Here is a 19,525-nt window from a genome sequence, read left to right as displayed (position 1 = left end):
AGCCAGCTCCTACAGGCGATGGCGATTTCAAGGACGCCATCGCCGGCAAGCCGGGCTCCTACAGGGGCTGTTGCGGTTAGAAGGAGTCACCCGGTACGCGAACGAAACCTTCCATCAACACCCGTGCACTACGGCTCATGATGGCCTTGTTCACGGTCCATTCGCCGTTGACCTGGCTGGCTTCAGCTCCAACGCGCAGGGTGCCCGACGGGTGACCGAAGCGCACCGCGTTGCGTTCGACACCGCCCGCTGCAAGGTTGACCAAGGTGCCGGAAATCGCTGCCGCGGTGCCGATGGCGACAGCCGCCGTGCCCATCATCGCGTGGTGCAACTTGCCCATGGACAGTGCACGTACCAGCAGGTCGACATCGCCCGCCGCTACCGTTTTACCACTGGACGACACGTAGTCCGCAGGCTTGGCCACGAACGCCACTTTCGGCGTGTGCTGACGCTTGGCCGCTTCGTCGACGTTGGATATCAGGCCCATGCGCAGTGCGCCGTAGGCACGGATGGTTTCGAACATCAGCAACGCTTTCGGATCGCCGTTGATCGCGCCTTGCAACTCGGTGCCCTTGTAGCCGATGTCTTCGGCATTGACGAAGATGGTCGGGATACCGGCGTTGATCATGGTGGCCTTGAAGGTCCCTACGCCAGGCACTTCCAGGTCATCGACCAGGTTGCCGGTAGGGAACATCGAACCGCCACCACCCTCCTCTTCCGCTGCCGGGTCGAGGAATTCGACCTGCACTTCCGCCGCCGGGAAGGTCACGCCGTCGAGTTCGAAATCGCCGGTTTCCTGCACTTCGCCGTTGGTGATCGGCACGTGGGCGATGATGGTCTTGCCAATGTTGGCTTGCCACACGCGGACCACGGCAATGCCGTTGTGCGGGATGCGGCTGGCGTCCACCAGGCCGTTGCTGACGGCGAACGAACCGACCGCCGCGGTCAGGTTGCCGCAGTTGCCGCTCCAGTCGACGAATGGCTTGTCGATCGACACCTGACCGAACAGGTAATCGACGTCGTGATCGGCCTTGATGCTTTTCGACAGGATCACGGTTTTGCTGGTGCTGGACGTCGCGCCGCCCATGCCGTCGATCTGCTTGTCGTACGGGTCGGGGCTGCCGATCACGCGCAGCAACAGCGCATCTCGGGCCGGGCCTGGAACCTGTGCTGATTCAGGCAGATCTTTCAGGCTGAAGAACACGCCTTTGCTGGTGCCGCCGCGCATGTAAGTAGCGGGAATTTTGATTTGCGGTGCATGAGCCATGGTGTTGCTTACTCCTTAGCTAGAAAACAGACACGGGACTCAAAGTCCCGTGTCGGCGCAGCAAGTGTTAAACGGCTACCGCCGATTCTTCGAGGAAGTCCTGGGCGAAGCGTTGCAACACGCCGCCAGCCTCGTAGATCGACACTTCTTCAGCGGTGTCGAGGCGGCAGGTTACCGGCACATCGACGCGCTCGCCGTTCTTGCGATGGATCACCAGGGTCAGCTCGGCACGCGGGGTGCGGTCGCCGATAACGTCGTAGGTTTCACTGCCGTCGATGGCCAGGGTGTGACGGTTGGTGCCCGGCTTGAACTCCAGCGGCAACACGCCCATGCCCACCAGGTTGGTGCGGTGGATGCGCTCGAAGCCTTCGGCAGCAATCGCTTCCACGCCGGCCAGGCGCACGCCCTTCGCTGCCCAGTCGCGGGACGAACCCTGACCGTAGTCGGCACCGGCGATAATGATCAGCGGCTGCTTGCGATCCATGTAGGTCTCGATGGCTTCCCACATGCGCATCACTTTGCCTTCCGGCTCGACGCGGGCCAGGGAACCCTGCTTGACCTTGCCGTTTTCCTGAACCATTTCGTTGAACAGTTTCGGGTTGGCGAAGGTTGCGCGTTGTGCAGTCAAATGGTCGCCCCTATGAGTCGCGTAGGAGTTGAAGTCCTCTTCCGGCAGGCCCATTTTCGCCAGGTATTCGCCGGCGGCGCTGTCCATCATGATCGCGTTGGATGGCGACAGGTGGTCGGTGGTGATGTTGTCCGGCAGTACCGCCAGCGGGCGCATGCCCTTGAGCGGACGCGCGCCGGCCAGTGCGCCTTCCCAGTACGGCGGACGGCGAATGTAGGTACTCATCTCGCGCCAGTCGTACAGCGGCGCGACTTTGGGACCTGTGTCTTCGTGGATGGCGAACATCGGGATGTAGACCTGGCGGAACTGCTCCGGCTTCACCGAGGCTTTCACTACGGCGTCGATTTCTTCGTCGCTCGGCCAGATGTCCTTCAGGCGGATTTCCTTGCCGTCGACCACGCCCAGCACATCCTTCTCGATATCGAAACGGATGGTACCGGCGATCGCGTAGGCGACGACCAGAGGCGGCGAAGCGAGGAACGCCTGCTTGGCGTACGGGTGAATCCGCCCGTCGAAGTTACGGTTACCGGACAGTACCGCCGTGGCGTACAGGTCGCGGTCGATGATCTCTTGCTGGATCACCGGGTCCAGCGCGCCGGACATGCCGTTGCAGGTGGTGCAGGCGAAGGCCACGACGCCGAAACCGAGCTGTTCCAGCTCATCGGTCAGGCCGGCTTCGTCGAGGTACAGGGCCACGGTTTTCGAGCCCGGTGCCAGGGACGACTTGACCCACGGCTTGCGGGTCAGGCCGAGCTTGTTGGCATTGCGTGCCAGCAGGCCGGCGGCGATCACGTTGCGCGGGTTGCTGGTGTTGGTGCAACTGGTGATGGCGGCGATGATCACCGCGCCGTCCGGCATTTGCCCCGGCACATCGTCCCACTGACCGGAGATGCCTTTGGCAGCCAGGTCCGACACCGCGACACGGGCGTGCGGGTTGCTCGGGCCGGCCATGTTGCGCACTACCGAAGACAGGTCGAAGGTCAGGCCGCGCTCGTACTGCGCGCCTTTGAGGCTGTCTGCCCACAGGCCGGTGGTCTTCGCGTAGTTCTCGACCAGCTGCACCTGCTCGTCTTCACGACCGGTGAGCTTGAGGTAGTCGATGGTCTGCTGGTCGATGTAGAACATCGCCGCGGTGGCGCCGTATTCCGGGGCCATGTTGGAGATGGTTGCGCGGTCACCCAGGGTCAGCGCCGCGGCGCCTTCACCGAAGAACTCCAGCCATGCGCCAACCACTTTTTGCTTGCGCAGGAACTCGGTCAGCGCCAGCACCATGTCGGTGGCGGTGATGCCCGGTTGCAGCTTGCCGGTGAGCTCGACGCCGACGCTTTCCGGCAGGCGCATCCAGGAGGCACGGCCCAGCATCACGCTTTCGGCTTCCAGGCCGCCAACGCCGATGGCGATCACGCCCAGCGCATCGACGTGCGGGGTGTGGCTGTCGGTGCCGACGCAGGTGTCAGGGAATGCCACGCCGTCACGTACCTGGATCACCGGAGACATTTTCTCCAGGTTGATCTGGTGCATGATGCCGTTGCCCGGCGGAATCACGTCGACGTTCTTGAACGCCTTCTTGGTCCAGTTGATGAAGTGGAAACGGTCTTCGTTGCGACGGTCTTCAATGGCGCGGTTCTTCTCGAACGCCTCCGGATCGAAACCACCGCGCTCGACGGCCAGGGAGTGGTCGACGATCAGTTGCGTCGGCACCACCGGGTTCACTTGCGCAGGATCGCCGCCTTGCAGGGCGATGGCGTCACGCAGGCCGGCGAGGTCGACCAGCGCGGTCTGGCCGAGAATGTCGTGGCACACCACACGGGCCGGGAACCACGGGAAATCGAGGTCGCGCTTGCGCTCGATGAATTGCTTGAGGGATTCGGTCAGCGTGGCCGGGTCGCAGCGACGCACCAGGTTTTCCGCCAGCACGCGGGAGGTGTACGGCAGGGTGTCATAGGCGCCGGGCTGGATGGCCTCGACCGCCGCGCGGACGTCGAAGTAATCCAGGTGGCTGCCGGGCAGCGTTTTACGGAATTCAGTGTTCATCGTCAGGACTCGGGTCACGGTAGTTACAAAGGGTGGGGCCTGGCACAGCTCCCGAATTCAACACGGACCTCTGTAGGAGCTGGCTTGCCAGCGATTGCGGTGGGTCAATCAACGAAGATGTTGGATGACAAACCGTCTTCGCTGGCAAGCCAGCACCTACAGGGTCACCGGTTCATTCAGTGACCTGTGCAGGCATTCCCACCATTCAGCGTTGTTCGATTGGCACGAACTTGCGCTGTTCGACGCCGGTGTATTCGGCGCTCGGGCGGATGATGCGGTTGTTGGCGCGTTGTTCGTACACGTGGGCCGCCCAGCCGGTCAGGCGCGAGCAGACGAAGATCGGTGTGAACAACTTGGTCGGGATGCCCATGAAGTGGTACGCCGAGGCATGGTAGAAGTCGGCGTTCGGGAACAGTTTCTTCTGCTCCCACATGGTCTTGTCGATGGCTTCGGAAACCGGGAACAACACCTTGTCACCCACTTCGTCGGCGAGTTTTTTCGACCAGGCCTTGATCACCTCGTTACGCGGATCGTTGTCCTTATAGATCGCGTGGCCGAAGCCCATGATCTTGTCCTTGCGCTCGAGCATGCCGAGGGTGCCCTTGATCGCGTCTTCAGGCGACGAGAAACGCTCGATCATTTCCATCGCCGCTTCGTTGGCGCCGCCGTGCAGCGGACCACGCAGCGAACCGATGGCCGCGGTGATGCACGAATACAGGTCGGACAGGGTCGACGCGCACACACGGGCGGTGAAGGTCGAGGCGTTGAATTCGTGCTCCGCGTAGAGGATCAGCGAAACGTTCATCACCTTGACGTGCAGCTCGCTCGGCTTCTTGCCGTGCAGCAAGTGCAGGAAGTGACCACCGATAGACTGCTCGTCGCTCACGCATTCGATGCGCTTGCCTTCGTGGCTGAAGCGGTACCAGTAGGTCATGATCGCCGGGAAAGCAGCCAGCAGGCGGTCAGTCTTGTCGTGTTGCTCGCAGAAGTCGTTCTCCGGCTCCAGGTTGCCCAGGAACGAGCAGCCGGTGCGCATCACGTCCATCGGGTGGGCGTCGGCAGGGATGCGTTCCAGCACTTCTTTCAGCGCTTGCGGCAGGTCACGCAGCTTGCTCAGCTTGGTGATGTAGGCGTTCAGTTGCGCCTTGCTCGGCAGTTCGCCGTACAGCAGCAGGTAGGCCACTTCTTCGAACTGTGCGTCAGCCGCCAGTTCACGAACGTCATAACCACGATAGGTCAGACCGGCACCCGACTGGCCCACGGTGGACAGTGCGGTTTGCCCGGCAACCTGGCCACGGAGCCCGGCGCCACTGAGTACTTTTGCTTCGGCCATTTGTGCTGTCTCCAATTCTTCTTGAATTTGTCAGGGAAACTTGTAGGAGCGAGCTTGCTCGCGAAGGTGGACGGCACACCTCGGCGCATCAGGGACACCACGTAATCGTTGACGTCCATCGCGAGCAAGCTCGCTCCTACATGTACAGGGTTTGATTATTTCTTCGCGGCGAACAACGCATCGAGCTTCTGCTCGAAGGTGTGGTAGTCGATGCGATCGTAAAGCTCCATGCGGGTCTGCATGGTGTCGATGACATTCGCCTGCGTGCCATCGCGGCGCAGCGCGTTGTAGACGTTTTCCGCGGCCTTGTTCATGGCGCGGAAGGCCGACAGCGGGTACAGCACCAGCGACACGTCGACAGCGGCGAGTTGCTCGGTGGTGTACAGCGGCGTCGCGCCGAATTCGGTGATGTTGGCCAGGATCGGCGCTTTCACACGGCTGGCGAACAGCTTGTACATTTCCAGCTCGGTGATGGCTTCCGGGAAAATCATGTCGGCGCCAGCTTCGATGCAGGCAGCGGCACGATCCAGGGCAGATTCCAGGCCTTCCACCGCCAGGGCGTCGGTGCGGGCCATGATCACGAAGCTGTCGTCGGTACGGGCATCGACCGCCGCCTTGATGCGATCGACCATTTCCTGCTGGGTCACGATCTCTTTATTAGGACGGTGGCCGCAACGCTTGGCGCCAACCTGGTCCTCGATGTGAATCGCCGCCGCGCCGAACTTGATCATCGACTTCACGGTACGGGCAACGTTGAAGGCCGAAGAACCGAAACCGGTGTCCACGTCCACCAGCAGTGGCAGGTCGCAAACGTCGGTGATGCGACGCACGTCGGTCAGCACGTCATCCAGGCCGGTGATGCCCAGGTCCGGCAGGCCGAGGGAGCCGGCAGCCACCCCGCCACCCGACAGGTAGATCGCCTTGAAACCGGCGCGCTTGGCCAGCAGCGCATGGTTGGCGTTGATCGCGCCGACCACTTGCAATGGATGCTCACTGGCGACCGCATCGCGGAAACGCTGGCCTGGAGTGCTCTTGTTCAAACTCATGACTCACCTCGTTTGGCTGTCGGGTTGGCGCCGTCCTGGTAATGACGGGCGATGTTGCGTTTGGAGGCGCCGATGTGACGGCGCATCAACAACTCGGCCAGTTCACCGTCACGGTCGGCGATGGCATCGAGAATTCGGTGGTGCTCTGCGAACGCCTGGTGTGGGCGATTGGGCGTGCTGGAAAATTTCATCCGGTACATGCGCACCAATTGATACAGCTCGCCGCAGAGCATTTGCGTCAGGGTGCGGTTGCCGCTGCCCTGGATAATCCGGTAGTGGAAGTCGAAATCGCCTTCCTGCTGGTAGTAACCGCGACCTGCCTGGAAGGCCTCGTCGCGCTCGTGGGTTTCGAGGACGCGGCGCAGTTCGTCGATTTCTTCGACGCTCATGCGCTCGGCGGCCAGACGACAGGCCATGCCTTCAAGGGATTCGCGGATTTCGTAGAGCTCGACCAACTCGGCATGATCGAGCGACACCACCCGCGCCCCGACGTGCGGCACGCGCACCAGCAGGCGCTGGCCTTCCAGACGGTGGATGGCCTCGCGCAGCGGGCCACGGCTGATGCCATAGGTGCGGGCCAGCTCCGGCTCGGAGATTTTGCTGCCCGGGGCGATATCGCCCTTGACGATGGCCGCCTGAATACGCCGGAAGACGTTCTCGGAAAGTGTTTCCGAGTCGTCTTGAACGATGAGCGGGGGATCCAGTTGATCCAACATATTGTCGACACCTTGAAAGCCAGTGCCGCAAAAACTAACCAAAACAGGCGCGCCAGTCAAAGGATAATTCGACATTGTCGACAATCGTCTAATAACCGACTGCACCATAACCAAGCAGAGCCCTCTGTTTATAGCCGCCCCCCAGCGGTGGCGCCATAAACCCACCGTGCTAGAATGCCGCCCGCATTTGTCTGTCACATCTGCACGGCTTGTCATAAATAGCTGATAGGCCTACGAGGGAGCTTGCGCAGCGATGCCAGGGCCTTGAACCGAAATACGCACCGCTGCGCACCAGGATTTATGAGACTCAAGCCCTTCTCCACACTCCTTTATTGTCTTTGCCTGCCCGGTTTTGCAGTGGCGGGGGAAAAGACCGTCTATGGCCTCAATGAATACGCATCGCTGGGCGGTATCGACCTCGAAGTGGCCGCCAAACTCGATACCGGCGCGAAAACCGCGTCCCTGAGTGCCCGCGACATCAAGCGTTTCAAACGCAATGGCGAGTCCTGGGTGCGCTTCTACCTGGCCATCGACGCGGCCCATTCGCACCCGATCGAACGACCGCTGGCCCGTGTCAGCAAGATCAAGCGCCGGGCCGGTGACTACGATCCGGAAGAAGGCAAGAAGTACACCGCCCGCCCGGTGATCGAGCTGGATATCTGCATGGGTTCGGCTTTACGCAGCATCGAAGTGAACCTGACCGACCGTAGCGCGTTCCAATATCCGCTCCTGATCGGCTCCGAAGCGCTCAAACGCTTCGATGCGCTGGTCGATCCCAGTCTTAAATACGCTGCCGGCAAACCCGCCTGCGCCACCGACGCTCATACCGCCGAGTAATTCAAATGCGCTCTCTTACCCTTCATCTGAAAATGCTGATCGCCATCCTGGTGGTGCTGGGCATTTCAGTCACGGCCTACCAGATCTTCGTGCTCGGCATTCCCGTGACGGAAGACGCCACCGACGACTTGTGGAACATCGACGCCAAGGTCGAGTTCGTCGCCAGTGCCAAGGACCCGGTCAAGATCCAGATGTTCGTGCCACCGCTGAGCCGCGATTACGTGAGCCTCAACGAAAGCTTCATCTCCAATAACTACGGCGTGGCCGTGAACCGTGTCGACGGCAACCGCAAGGTCACCTGGTCGGCGCGCCGGGCCAAAGGCAACCAGACTCTTTATTACCGCCTGGTGCTGACCAAGCGCTACACCGCCGAAAAAGCCAAGGTCAAGGGTCCGACCTTCCGCGACAGCATTGCCCTGGAAGGTCCGGAGAAACTCGCCGCCGAAGCGCTGCTGGCGCCGATTCGCCAGCACTCGGCCGACGTCGAGACCTTCATCAGCGAAGCGATCAAGCGGGTCAACAACAGCAACGACGACAATGCCAAGATGCTCCTGGCCGGCGACCCGACTCCGGCGCACAAGGCGAAGATCGTCGAGCTGTTGCTGTCCATCGCCCACGTCCCGGTGGAAAAGGTCCATACCATTCGCCTGGTGGCCGACCAACCGCAAACCCCGGAACTCTGGCTGCGCAGCTTCAACGGCACCGACTGGCTGTACTTCAACCCGGAGACCGGCGAACAGGGCCTGCCGACTGACCGCCTGCTGTGGTGGACCGGCGACGAAAACCTGATCACCGTCGATGGCGGCAAGAAGGCCACTGTGACCTTCAGCATGAACAACAGCGAAATGAACGCCATTCGCCTGGCCAAGCTGACCGACGAAAACACCGACGCCAACTTCCTCGAATACTCGCTGTACGGCCTGCCGCTGCAGACCCAGCAGACCTTCATGATCATGGTGATGATCCCGATCGGCGTGCTGGTGATCCTGATCCTGCGCAACCTGATCGGCCTGCAGACCCTCGGCACCTTTACCCCGGTGCTGATCGCCCTGGCCTTCCGCGAAACCCAGCTCGGCTTCGGCATCGTGCTGTTTACCATCATCACCGCCCTGGGGCTGTCGCTGCGCTCCTACCTTGAACACCTGAAGCTGCAAATGCTGCCGAGGCTGTCGGTGGTGCTGACGTTCGTGGTGGTATTGATCGCGGCCATCAGCCTGTTCAGCCACAAGCTCGGCCTGGAGCGCGGACTGTCGGTGGCATTGTTCCCGATGGTGATCCTGACCATGACCATCGAACGCCTGTCGATCACCTGGGAAGAACGCGGCGCCAGCCATGCCATGAAAGTGGCGATCGGCACCCTGTTCGCGGCCTCCCTGGCGCACCTGATCATGAGCGTGCCGGAACTGGTGTACTTCGTGTTCACCTTCCCGGCGATCCTGCTGATCCTGGTGGGCTTCATGCTGGCCATGGGTCGTTATCGTGGCTACCGCCTGACCGAGCTGGTGCGCTTCAAGGCCTTCCTGAAGAAGGCTGACGCCTGATGTTCGGCTTCTGGAAGACCTGGAAAGCCCTGGAAGCCCGGGGCATCATGGGCATCAACCGGCGTAACGCGGACTACGTGCTCAAGTACAACAAGCGCAGCCTGTACCCGATCGTCGACGACAAGATCATCACCAAGGAGCGCGCCATCGCTGCCGGCATCCATGTGCCGCAACTGTATGGCGTGATCTCCACCGAGAAGGAAATCGACAAGCTCGACGAGATCATCGATGGGCGCAACGATTTCGTGATCAAGCCGGCCCAGGGCGCCGGGGGCGATGGCATCATTGTCATCGCCGACCGTTTCGAGGGTCGTTATCGCACGGTGTCCGGCAAGATCATCAGCCACGAAGAGATCGAGCACCATGTCTCGAGCATCCTCACCGGCCTGTACTCCCTCGGCGGGCACCGCGACCGGGCACTGATCGAATACCGGGTGATTCCGGACCAGATCTTCAAGAGCATCAGCTATGAAGGTGTGCCGGACATCCGCATCATCGTGCTGATGGGCTACCCGGTGATGGCCATGCTGCGCTTGCCCACCCGTCAGTCGGGCGGCAAGGCCAACCTGCACCAGGGCGCCATCGGCGTCGGCGTCGACCTTGCCACCGGCCTGACCCTGCGCGGCACCTGGCTGAACAACATCATCGCCAAGCACCCGGACACCACCAACGCGGTGGATGGCGTGCAGCTGCCCTACTGGGACGGCTTCATGAAACTCGCCGCGGGCTGCTATGAGCTGTGCGGGCTGGGCTACATCGGCGTCGACATGGTGCTGGACCAGGAGAAAGGCCCGTTGATCCTCGAGCTCAACGCCCGGCCAGGGCTGAACATCCAGATTGCCAATGACTGCGGCCTGACGTTGCGCACCCACGCGGTCGAGGCGCGCCTGGAAGCGCTGAAGGCCCGTGGTGTCAGCGAAAGCGTTGAAGAGCGAGTGGCGTTTGTGCAGGAGATGTTTGGGCATATTCCGCCGGTTGAGGGCTGAGTCCCTCCTTGCAGGAGCGAGCTTGCTCGCGATGGACGTCAACGATAACGCGTGCTTCCTGGATGTACGCGTTGCTCTCAGGTTCATCGCGAGCAAGCTCGCTCCTACAAGTCCCCGACATGCCTCTAGGAGCATTTCCCCGAGAGGTCTACAATCGCCACCCCGCCTCGATGGCTGATCTCCCCCGCCCATGCTGACCTGTTCCGTACACCCGCTGCCCTATCGCGCCAACCCCGCCGAATACTTTGCGGCCATTCGTCATGCCCCCGGCGCCGTGCTGCTCGACAGCGGCCGCCCCAGTGCCGAGCGCGGGCGCTTTGACCTGCTCAGCGCTTGGCCGCTGGAACAACTGACGGTCGCGCCTGACGAACGTGGCAATGATTTCCTGCAACGCCTGCGGGACAATCTGACACGACTGGGCGAAGCGACACTACCCAATGACCTGCCGTTCGCCGGCGGCTTGATCGGCTACCTGAGCTACGACTTCGGCCGTCACCTGGAGAACCTGCCGAGCCAGGCCCTGGATGACCTGCATTTGCCGGATGCGCGGTTCGGCCTGTACGACTGGGCGCTGATCAGCGATCACCAGCAGGCCACCAGCCAACTGGTGTTCCACCCGACGCTGGCTGACAGCGAACGTCAGCGTTTGATTGAGCTGTTCAGCCAGCCGACCGCTGACGCTGGCGAGCCGTTCAGGTTGCAGGCGCCGATGCATGCCGATCTGAGCGCTGACCAGTATCGCGAGGCGATCGAGCGCATCCAGCAATACATCCAGGCCGGTGACTGCTATCAGGTCAACTTCGCCCAACGCTTTCGCGCGCCCTGCCAGGGTGACCCATGGACGGCGTACTGTGCGTTGCGACTGGCGTGCCCCACCCCGTTTTCGGGCTTCCAGAGCCTGCCCGACGGCGGCGCGGTACTGAGCCTGTCTCCGGAACGCTTCGTCAAAGTCAGCGAGCGTCTGGTTGAAACCCGCCCGATCAAAGGCACGCGCCCACGGGGCCTCACCCCAGCCGAAGACGCGGCGAACGCCGTCGAACTGCTGGCCAGCCCCAAGGACCGTGCGGAAAACCTGATGATTGTCGACCTGTTGCGCAACGACCTCGGCCGCACCTGCCGCACCGGCTCGGTACGTGTGCCCGAGCTGTTCAGCCTGGAAAGCTACCCGAATGTGCATCACCTGGTGAGCAGCGTGACCGGTGAACTGGCGGACGATCGGGATGCGCTGGACCTGATCGCCGGCAGCTTCCCCGGCGGCTCGATTACCGGCGCCCCGAAAATCCGCTCGATGCAGATCATCGACGAGCTGGAACCGACCCGACGCGGTTTGTACTGCGGTTCATTGTTGTATCTGGACGTGCGCGGCGAGATGGACAGCTCCATCGCCATCCGCAGCTTGCTGGTCAAGGATGGGCAGGTGTGCTGCTGGGGCGGCGGCGGGATTGTCGCGGATTCCGAGTGGCAGGCCGAATATCAGGAATCGATCACCAAGGTGAAGGTGCTGCTCGATACCCTGCAGAACCTGTAGGAGCAGCCGGTCGACGCTCGATTGCTCGCGATGGTCGTTAACGATAACGATGGAAACCTGACGCCCTGCGGTGCTCTCAGGTTCATCGCGAGCAGGCTCGCTCCTACAGGGGGCGGGTTTACAAGGTCAGGGTGCGGTTGGACGCGTTGATGAACTCCTGCTTCAGCTCTTCAAACGTGTGCACCGCCGGGAACTGCGGGAACTCGCTGATCACATTGTCCGGCGCATGGAACAGAATCCCGGCATCCGCCTCACCCAGCATCGTGGTGTCGTTGTAGGAATCCCCCGCTGCAATCACCCGGTAGTAGAGGCTCTTGAAGGCCAGCACCGACTGGCGCTTGGGATCTCTCTGACGCAATTGATAGCCAGTAACGCGCCCGCTATCGTCAGTGATCAGACGGTGGCAGAGCAAGGTCGGGAAGCCCAGCTGACGCATCAGCGGCTGGGAAAACTCGTAGAACGTGTCCGACAGAATCACCACCTGGAAGCGCTCGCGCAACCAGTTGACGAACTCGACAGCACCGTCCAGCGGCTTGAGCGTCGCGATCACTTCCTGGATGTCAGCGAGCTTCAGGCCGTGTTCGTCGAGAATCCGCAAGCGCTGCTTCATCAGCACGTCATAGTCGGGAATGTCCCGAGTGGTGGCCCTGAGGGATTCGATCCCGGTTTTTTCCGCGAAGGCGATCCAGATTTCCGGGACCAGCACACCTTCAAGATCCAGACAGGCAATTTCCACAAGACACTCCATTGGTATTGTTTATTGAGTCGAGCGAGCCCGAACTCTAGCGACAACTCCCCCACCGCGCAACGCAGAGGACGCCCCGTCCCCTGCAGCTTTTTGTTACCATCGGCCCCATATAGAGCGCCAAGCGCCACCGACCTGTAGGAAGCCGCCCTGATGAGCCCAACGTTCGACGTCGTGGAACTCGCCACGACCTATGCCAACAAATCCGCTCAGGACATTCTCAAACTCGCCTTCGCCGAGTTTGGCGATGAACTGTGGATATCTTTCAGCGGCGCCGAAGATGTGGTGCTGGTGGACATGGCCTGGAAACTGAACAAGAACGTCAAGGTGTTCAGCCTCGACACCGGCCGCTTGCACCCCGAGACCTACCGCTTCATCGATCAGGTGCGCGAGCACTACAAGATCGACATCGAACTGGTGTCGCCGGACTACACCAAACTCGAACCGTTCGTGAAGGAAAAAGGCCTGTTCAGTTTCTATAAGGACGGCCATGGCGAGTGCTGCGGCATCCGCAAGATCGAGCCGCTGCGCCGCAAGCTGTCTGGCGTGAAGGCCTGGGCCACCGGCCAGCGCCGCGACCAGAGCCCCGGCACGCGCAGCGCCGTGGCGGTGATGGAAGTCGATACCGCGTTCTCCACCCCGGACCGCACCCTGTACAAGTTCAACCCGCTGGCACAAATGACCAGCGAGGAAATCTGGGGCTACATCCGCATGCTCGAACTGCCGTACAACAGCCTGCACGAACGCGGGTTCATCAGCATCGGCTGTGAGCCGTGCACGCGCCCGGTGCTGCCGAACCAGCACGAGCGTGAAGGTCGCTGGTGGTGGGAAGAAGCGACCCAGAAAGAATGCGGATTGCATGCAGGCAATATCATCAGCAAGTCCAAAGCCTGATCTCTCTGCAAATCCCCCTGTAGGAGCGAGCTTGCTCGCGATGAACCCTGGAACGCCGCGGGGTATCAGACACCCCGCGTTATCGTTGACGACCATCGCGAGCAAGCTTGCTCCTACAGGATTCGTGACCAAGCCGAAAAATGTGTACACAGGAATGTCACCATAGGTGCCATTTATGTGTGCACTTTTAATCTCCACGCCCCAAAAAGTTACATCCTCCTTTCCTGACTTCCCCAGTCAATCAAACCCAACAATCCCGCTGAAAAATAAATACCTGTTCAAACGGTCAATTTACATTTCCAATTTTTCAATCACTTGGCCGAAATACATAACAAAACGAAATGAGCAGCGCATTTCATATATCTCTCGCCTGGCACGCATCTCGCTTAAGTGCATACATGTTTTGTATACAATCAATCCAAAACATACACACTCAGATCCGCAAGCCTGAAGCGCCCTATCCCGTACAGGCTGCAGATGCCCCGTAACCAATGATATTCGCCACCCGCGACGAAGATTGCCGAGCAAAGGCTCAAGCACAGTCATCGCGGCGTCGAGCATCAGGAGCCTGCCGGAATGCGTACAAGTCTCTCCAATAACAATGTCGCGCTGGATCTACCCTCCTCCCACGCCACCCAGATCGCTTTTGAGCAAACACTTGAATCCCCTGTCGTGCTCAGCCCACGCCTGCACAACAAGGACTTGGCGCCGACCAAGGCGGAAGGTCGTCGCTGGGGGCGCTACAGCATCTTCGCGTTGTGGACCAACGATGTGCACAACATCGCCAACTACTCGTTTGCCATCGGCCTCTACGCCCTGGGCCTGGGTGGCTGGCAGATACTTCTTTCGCTGGGCATCGGCGCGGCGCTGGTGTACTGCTTCATGAACCTGTCAGGCTACATGGGCCAGAAAACCGGTGTGCCGTTTCCGGTCATCAGCCGCATCAGTTTCGGCATTCACGGCGCGCAGATTCCCGCATTGATCCGCGCCGTCATCGCAATCGCATGGTTCGGCATTCAGACCTACCTGGCCTCGGTGGTCTTTCGGGTGTTGCTGACCGCCATCCATCCAGGCTTCGCCGACTACGACCACAACTCGATCCTCGGTCTGTCGACACTGGGTTGGGTGTGTTTCGTCTCGATCTGGTTCGTGCAGCTGGCGATCCTCGCCTACGGCATGGAAATGGTGCGGCGCTACGAAGGATTTGCAGGACCGGTGATCCTGCTGACCGTCGCGTCCCTCGCCGCCTGGATGTACTTGCAGGCCAATGCGACCATCGCCTGGTCGATCCGCGAGCCACTGAGCGGTGGCGAGATGTGGCGCAATATCTTTGCCGGCGGGGCGTTGTGGTTGGCGATCTACGGCACGCTGATCCTCAACTTCTGCGACTTCGCCCGCTCTTCGCCATGCCGCAAGACCATCAAGGTCGGCAACTTCTGGGGCCTGCCGGTAAACATCCTGGTATTCGCCGCCATCACAGTCCTGCTCTGTGGTGCGCAATTCCAGATCAATGGCCGGATCATTGAAAGCCCGACCGAGATCATCGCCTCGATCCCCAACACCTTCTTCCTGGTCCTGGGCTGCCTGGCGTTCCTGATCGTCACCGTGGCGGTCAACATCATGGCCAACTTCGTCGCCCCGGCCTTTGTCCTCAGCAACCTGGCGCCCAAGTACCTGACGTTCCGTCGTGCCGGGCTTATCAGCGCGACCATTGCCGTGCTGATCCTGCCGTGGAACCTCTATAACAGCCCGCTGGTGATCGTCTACTTCCTCTCCGGCCTCGGCGCCCTGCTCGGCCCGCTGTATGGCGTGATCATGGTCGACTACTGGCTGGTGCGAAAAGGCCAGGTCAACGTGCCGCAGTTGTACAGCGAAGACCCCAGTGGCGCCTATTACTACAGCCGCGGGGTCAACCTGCGCGCCGTGGCGGCCTTCATTCCCGCCGCGCTGATCGCCATCATCCTGGCGCTGGTTCCGGGTTTCCACCTGGTGTCGCCGTTCTCCTGGCTGATTGGTGCCGGGATTGCCGGGATGCTCTACCTGATCATCGCCAAGCGCCAACCCCACTACGCCGACGTCAGTGGTGAAGCCATCGCCGTGGACAACGTCAGCCATTAACTCCCTCGTGGCCTGGCAGCATCGGGCCGCTGAACCACCCGTTATAAGGACTTCCCATGCGCATTCTCGTGGTCAACGTCAATACCACCGAATCGATCACCCAGGCCATCGCCCGCTCGGCCCAGGCCGTGGCCGCGCCCGGCACTGAGATCGTTGGCCTGACGCCCAATTTCGGCGCCGACTCGATCGAAGGCAACTTCGAAAGCTACCTGGCCGCTATTGCGGTGATGGACCGGGTCATGGCCTACGACCAGCCCTTCGATGCGGTGATTCAAGCCGGCTACGGCGAACACGGCCGCGAAGGCCTGCAGGAATTGCTCAACGTACCGGTGGTGGACATCACCGATGCGGCCGCGAGCACCGCGATGTTTCTCGGTCATGCCTACTCGGTCGTCACCACCCTCGACCGCACCGTACCGTTGATCGAAGATCGCCTGAAACTGTCCGGGCTCTGGGACCGCTGCGCCTCGGTGCGGGCCAGCGGCCTGGCGGTGTTGGAACTGGAACACGAGCCGCAACGCGCGCTGGAGGCCATCGTGCATCAGGCTGAACTGGCAGTAACCCAGGACAAGGCCGAAGTGATTTGCCTGGGCTGCGGCGGCATGGCCGGGCTGGACGAGCAGATACGCCAGCGCACCGGCGTACCGGTGATCGACGGCGTGACGGCGGCGGTGACCATCGCCGAATCGCTGGTGCGGCTGGGGCTGTCGACGTCCAAGGTGCGCACTTATGCAACGCCGCGGCCGAAGCGAATCATTGGCTGGCCGGGTCGGTTTGGCAGGTAGTGTGGGAGCGAGCCTGCTCGCGATTGCCGCGCCTCGGTCCAGAGCCATACTCATAAAGCACTGAACCTGCGCCCCCACCCCCGCTTCGCAAACTGCTCAATAATGAAATCCACAAACGCCCGGGTCTTACCGGGCAGCAGTTTGTGTTCAGCGTAATAGATGGAAATATTGCCATCATCGACATACCAGTCCGGCAACACCCGCTGCAACGTCCCCGCCTCCAGATAACCCGACGCGAACGGCATGCTCACCAAGGCAATGCCCAACCCCTGAACTGCCGTGGCACAAGCCGCCTCCGAATCGCTCATGGTCATCCGCGTCCTGAGGCTCAAGGGGCTGTGTTGCTGGGTGCGACTGGTCAACTGCCAGGAGCGCACGCGCCCGGTCTGCGGCGAGCGAATGAGGATGCCGTCGTGCTGCTTGAGATCGTCAGGCTCGAGGATCGCCTCGTGCGCCGCCAGGTAACCGGCAGAGGCCACCAGCACACGATGGGCTACCGTCAGCTTGCGCGCCACCACCCCTTGGGGCAGTTCGAAGCCGCCACCAATCGCGGCGTCGAAACCCTGGCCGATCAGGTCGACTTGCCGGTTATCAAAATGCCAGTCCGGGTTGATCGCCGGAAAGCGCTGTAAAAATTCACCGAGTAGCGGCACGATGTATAAACGCCCGAACACGGTACCCATGCTGACCTTCAGGGTGCCCGCCGGTCGGCCTTCGGCGCTGGCCAGATTGGCCACGGCGTTCTGGATGGTCAGCAGGCTGCCACTGACTTCATCGAGAAATAGCTGACCGGCCTCCGTTAGCGTCAGGCTGCGGGTGCTGCGTTGAAACAACCGTACGCCCAGCCGCGCTTCGAGTTTGGCCACGCTCTTGCCCACTGCCGCAGGGGTCAGGCTCAAGCGTCGCGCAGCTTCGGCAAAGCTGCCAACCTCAGCGCTGCGTACAAAGCATTCGATACTGCTGAACGTTTCCATGGATAGCCATTATAAACTTGCGGTTTACACAGACTATCGCAATTACCCTCTACTCAGCGTGCAATCCTGATTCGATACTAGGCTCCATCAACCGGGACATCTCGCCTCGGGACTTTGGAGATCGATATGACTACTCAGAACCTCAGCGGCAAAGTGGCTTTGATCCAGGGCGGTTCCCGCGGCATCGGCGCTGCCATCGTCAAGCGCCTGGCCGCTGAAGGCGCGACGGTCGCCTTTACCTATGTCAGCTCCACGGCCAAGGCCGAGGAATTGCAAAACAGCATCACTACTGCTGGCGGCAAAGCCCTAGCCATCAAGGCCGACAGCGCCGACGCAGATGCTATTCGCGGCGCCGTGAACGCCACCGTGGAAGCCTTTGGCAGGCTGGATATCCTGGTCAACAACGCTGGCGTGCTGGCCGTTGCACCGCTGGAAGATTTCAAACTCGAAGACTTCGACCAGACCCTGGCGATCAACGTGCGCAGTGTGTTCATCGCCACCCAGGCTGCCGCCAGGCACATGACCGAAGGCGGTCGAATCATCAACATTGGCAGCACCAACGCCGACCGCATGCCCTTCGCCGGTGGTGGCCCGTACGCCATGAGCAAATCGGCGCTGGTCGGCCTGACCAAGGGCCTGGCCCGCGACCTCGGCCCCAAAGGCATCACCATCAACAACGTGCAGCCCGGCCCGGTGGATACCGACATGAACCCTGCCCACGGCGACTTCGCCGACAGCCTGATTCCGCTGATGGCAGTGGGGCGTTATGGCAAGGCCGAAGAAATCGCCAGTTTCGTCGCTTACCTGGTCAGCCCCGAAGCCGGCTACATCACCGGCGCGAGCCTGACCATCGACGGTGGTTTTGGCGCCTGATGAATTGAATGCAATCAAACTGTGGGAGCGGGCTTGCTCGCGAAGAGGGAGTATCAGTCGACATTGATGTGGCCTGACACACCGCTTTCGCGAGCAAGCCCGCTCCCACAGTTAATGTCATCAGGACCACTCAAGTGCCGGCAAGCCACAGGCACCCGGTACGAATGCCTTCAACGTACGAAGAATGCCATCGGCGTGTGCGTATTTTTCGTCCGCCATGGCCGCATCGGGAATCGCAATCGCCGTCATCCCCGCCGCCTTGGCTGCCGTGACACCGAACGGCGAATCCTCGAACACCAGGCAATCCTGCGGCTCGACACCCAGGCGTCGCGCTGCCGTCAGGAAGATATCCGGCGCCGGTTTGGCTGCGCCGACTTCCGGATCATCGGCGGTGACGATGAAGTCGAACAAGGCGAACCAGTCGCGGTGCAAGGTGGTTTTCTGGCCGAACGACTGGCTCGAGGAGCTTGTGCCCACGGCAATGGGAACGTTATGCGCCTTCAAGTGCCGGACCAGCTGTTCTGCGCCCGGCATCGCCTGCGCCGTAGGAAAACGCTCTTGCATCAGCGGCTCGCGAATGACTAGAAACTCTTCGGCGCTGATTGGCAAATCCAGCGCCTGCACCACATAGCGCGCCAGATCACCGGCACCACGACCGATGATGTTCTGTTTGACGCTCCAGTCGAACGTGCGTCCATAGCGTGCGGCGATCGTGGCCGTGACCTCGGTGTAAATGCCCTCGGTATCCAGCAGCAAGCCATCCATATCGAAAATCACGGCCTTGATCGGGCCGAACTCTTTGCGCGGTGAACTCATCGCATCTGATCCGTTTTCATGACATCCCAGGCGGCTCAGGTACGGCCGGCTCCGCGACAGATTAAAGGTTTCAGCAGCATAACGAGCAGCGCCGGCCAAGAGCAACGAGAGGATGACGCAAAAGCCCGGCAAATCGCCGGGCTCGTCCTCTCACTGCTGTTGATTCTTCAGCAGGCTATCCGCCCGCTTTGCCTGTCCCGCCACCCGCAGGCGCTGTGCTCCCGCCGGCAGGACTACCTGATCCTCCAGACCCACTCCCAGAACCGCTCCCCATCGAATTGCCACCGCTGGTCGAGCCGTTTTTTGTCTCCGGGCGGGTGCTGCTCCCATTGGCATCGCCTGCATTGCCGTTATTGATGGAGCCAGGAGGCAGCGCATTCTCCGGGCCAGAGCCTGCATTCATT

16 protein-coding genes are annotated in these 19,525 nt (G+C 61.2%); 8 read left to right on the top strand and 8 right to left on the bottom strand.

Annotated elements, in window-relative coordinates:
- Positions 1 to 76: 76 nt before the first annotated feature.
- The 5 genes from prpF to ACYP2Q_RS16080 all read right to left on the bottom strand — a co-directional run bounded on the left by prpF (position 77) and on the right by ACYP2Q_RS16080 (position 7,021).
- Complete coding sequence (prpF, locus tag ACYP2Q_RS16100; RefSeq protein ID WP_459731349.1) at positions 77 to 1,267, bottom strand: 2-methylaconitate cis-trans isomerase PrpF; 1,191 nt, start codon at positions 1,265 to 1,267, stop codon at positions 77 to 79.
- Between the two features lie 67 nt (positions 1,268 to 1,334).
- Positions 1,335 to 3,929 carry a Fe/S-dependent 2-methylisocitrate dehydratase AcnD gene (acnD, locus tag ACYP2Q_RS16095; protein WP_459731348.1) on the bottom strand — a complete coding sequence of 865 codons (2,595 nt, stop codon included), beginning with the start codon at positions 3,927 to 3,929 and terminating at the stop codon, positions 1,335 to 1,337.
- Between the two features lie 205 nt (positions 3,930 to 4,134).
- Positions 4,135 to 5,262, bottom strand: coding sequence for a bifunctional 2-methylcitrate synthase/citrate synthase (prpC, locus tag ACYP2Q_RS16090; RefSeq protein ID WP_459731347.1), 1,128 nt, complete (start codon positions 5,260 to 5,262; stop codon positions 4,135 to 4,137).
- A 155-nt stretch (positions 5,263 to 5,417) separates the two neighbouring features.
- On the bottom strand, positions 5,418 to 6,308 hold the full coding sequence (prpB, locus tag ACYP2Q_RS16085) for a methylisocitrate lyase (protein ID WP_459731346.1): 891 nt from the start codon (positions 6,306 to 6,308) through the stop codon (positions 5,418 to 5,420).
- Positions 6,305 to 7,021, bottom strand: a complete 717-nt coding sequence (locus ACYP2Q_RS16080) for a GntR family transcriptional regulator (protein WP_459731436.1) — start codon at positions 7,019 to 7,021, stop codon at positions 6,305 to 6,307. Before ACYP2Q_RS16080 ends, prpB begins: the two co-directional genes overlap by 4 nt.
- A gap of 303 nt (positions 7,022 to 7,324) precedes the next feature.
- On the opposite strand from ACYP2Q_RS16080, the gene rloA reads away from it, so the two are divergent.
- The 4 genes from rloA to pabB all read left to right on the top strand — a co-directional run bounded on the left by rloA (position 7,325) and on the right by pabB (position 11,916).
- A complete protein-coding gene (gene rloA, locus ACYP2Q_RS16075) occupies positions 7,325 to 7,861 on the top strand; it encodes a retropepsin-like aspartic peptidase RloA (protein WP_046816176.1) in 537 nt (178 codons plus the stop codon).
- A gap of 5 nt (positions 7,862 to 7,866) precedes the next feature.
- On the top strand, positions 7,867 to 9,402 hold the full coding sequence (gene rloB / locus ACYP2Q_RS16070) for an osmotic stress tolerance membrane protein RloB (RefSeq protein WP_459731345.1): 1,536 nt from the start codon (positions 7,867 to 7,869) through the stop codon (positions 9,400 to 9,402).
- The gene (locus tag ACYP2Q_RS16065) at positions 9,402 to 10,388 is read left to right on the top strand and encodes an alpha-L-glutamate ligase-like protein (protein ID WP_459731343.1); all 987 of its coding nucleotides are present in this window, start codon (positions 9,402 to 9,404) and stop codon (positions 10,386 to 10,388) included. The genes rloB and ACYP2Q_RS16065 overlap by 1 nt, the downstream gene beginning before the upstream one ends.
- A 190-nt stretch (positions 10,389 to 10,578) precedes the next feature.
- The gene (pabB, locus tag ACYP2Q_RS16060; RefSeq protein ID WP_459731341.1) at positions 10,579 to 11,916 is read left to right on the top strand and encodes an aminodeoxychorismate synthase component I; all 1,338 of its coding nucleotides are present in this window, start codon (positions 10,579 to 10,581) and stop codon (positions 11,914 to 11,916) included.
- A gap of 118 nt (positions 11,917 to 12,034) precedes the next feature.
- On the opposite strand, the gene thrH is transcribed toward pabB, so the two are convergent.
- A complete protein-coding gene (thrH, locus tag ACYP2Q_RS16055; protein ID WP_459731340.1) occupies positions 12,035 to 12,652 on the bottom strand; it encodes a bifunctional phosphoserine phosphatase/homoserine phosphotransferase ThrH in 618 nt (205 codons plus the stop codon).
- A 162-nt stretch (positions 12,653 to 12,814) separates the two neighbouring features.
- Between thrH and ACYP2Q_RS16050 the strand changes: the two genes are divergently transcribed.
- From ACYP2Q_RS16050 to ACYP2Q_RS16040, 3 genes are all read left to right on the top strand, one after another.
- Positions 12,815 to 13,555 (top strand): phosphoadenylyl-sulfate reductase, encoded by a 741-nt coding sequence (locus ACYP2Q_RS16050; protein ID WP_459731338.1) that lies wholly within the window; start codon positions 12,815 to 12,817, stop codon positions 13,553 to 13,555.
- A gap of 576 nt (positions 13,556 to 14,131) precedes the next feature.
- A complete protein-coding gene (locus ACYP2Q_RS16045; protein WP_459731337.1) occupies positions 14,132 to 15,673 on the top strand; it encodes an NCS1 family nucleobase:cation symporter-1 in 1,542 nt (513 codons plus the stop codon).
- 56 nt (positions 15,674 to 15,729) lie between these two features.
- Positions 15,730 to 16,458, top strand: coding sequence for an aspartate/glutamate racemase family protein (locus ACYP2Q_RS16040; RefSeq protein WP_459731336.1), 729 nt, complete (start codon positions 15,730 to 15,732; stop codon positions 16,456 to 16,458).
- Positions 16,459 to 16,508: 50 nt separating this feature from the next.
- On the opposite strand, the gene ACYP2Q_RS16035 is transcribed toward ACYP2Q_RS16040, so the two are convergent.
- The gene (locus ACYP2Q_RS16035; RefSeq protein ID WP_459731335.1) at positions 16,509 to 17,432 is read right to left on the bottom strand and encodes a LysR family transcriptional regulator; all 924 of its coding nucleotides are present in this window, start codon (positions 17,430 to 17,432) and stop codon (positions 16,509 to 16,511) included.
- 126 nt (positions 17,433 to 17,558) lie between these two features.
- On the opposite strand from ACYP2Q_RS16035, the gene ACYP2Q_RS16030 reads away from it, so the two are divergent.
- On the top strand, positions 17,559 to 18,305 hold the full coding sequence (locus tag ACYP2Q_RS16030) for a 3-oxoacyl-ACP reductase family protein (RefSeq protein ID WP_459731334.1): 747 nt from the start codon (positions 17,559 to 17,561) through the stop codon (positions 18,303 to 18,305).
- Positions 18,306 to 18,425: 120 nt separating this feature from the next.
- Here the strand turns inward: ACYP2Q_RS16030 and ACYP2Q_RS16025 are convergent, their stop codons facing one another.
- Positions 18,426 to 19,121 carry an HAD-IA family hydrolase gene (locus tag ACYP2Q_RS16025; protein WP_459731333.1) on the bottom strand — a complete coding sequence of 232 codons (696 nt, stop codon included), beginning with the start codon at positions 19,119 to 19,121 and terminating at the stop codon, positions 18,426 to 18,428.
- Between the last annotated feature and the right edge of the window lie 404 nt (positions 19,122 to 19,525).

The sequence above is a fragment of the Pseudomonas sp. MHK4 genome (genome assembly GCF_054600775.1).
The sequence above is the reverse complement of the archived record's forward strand: the minus strand, read 5'-3'. Positions and strand labels throughout refer to the sequence as shown.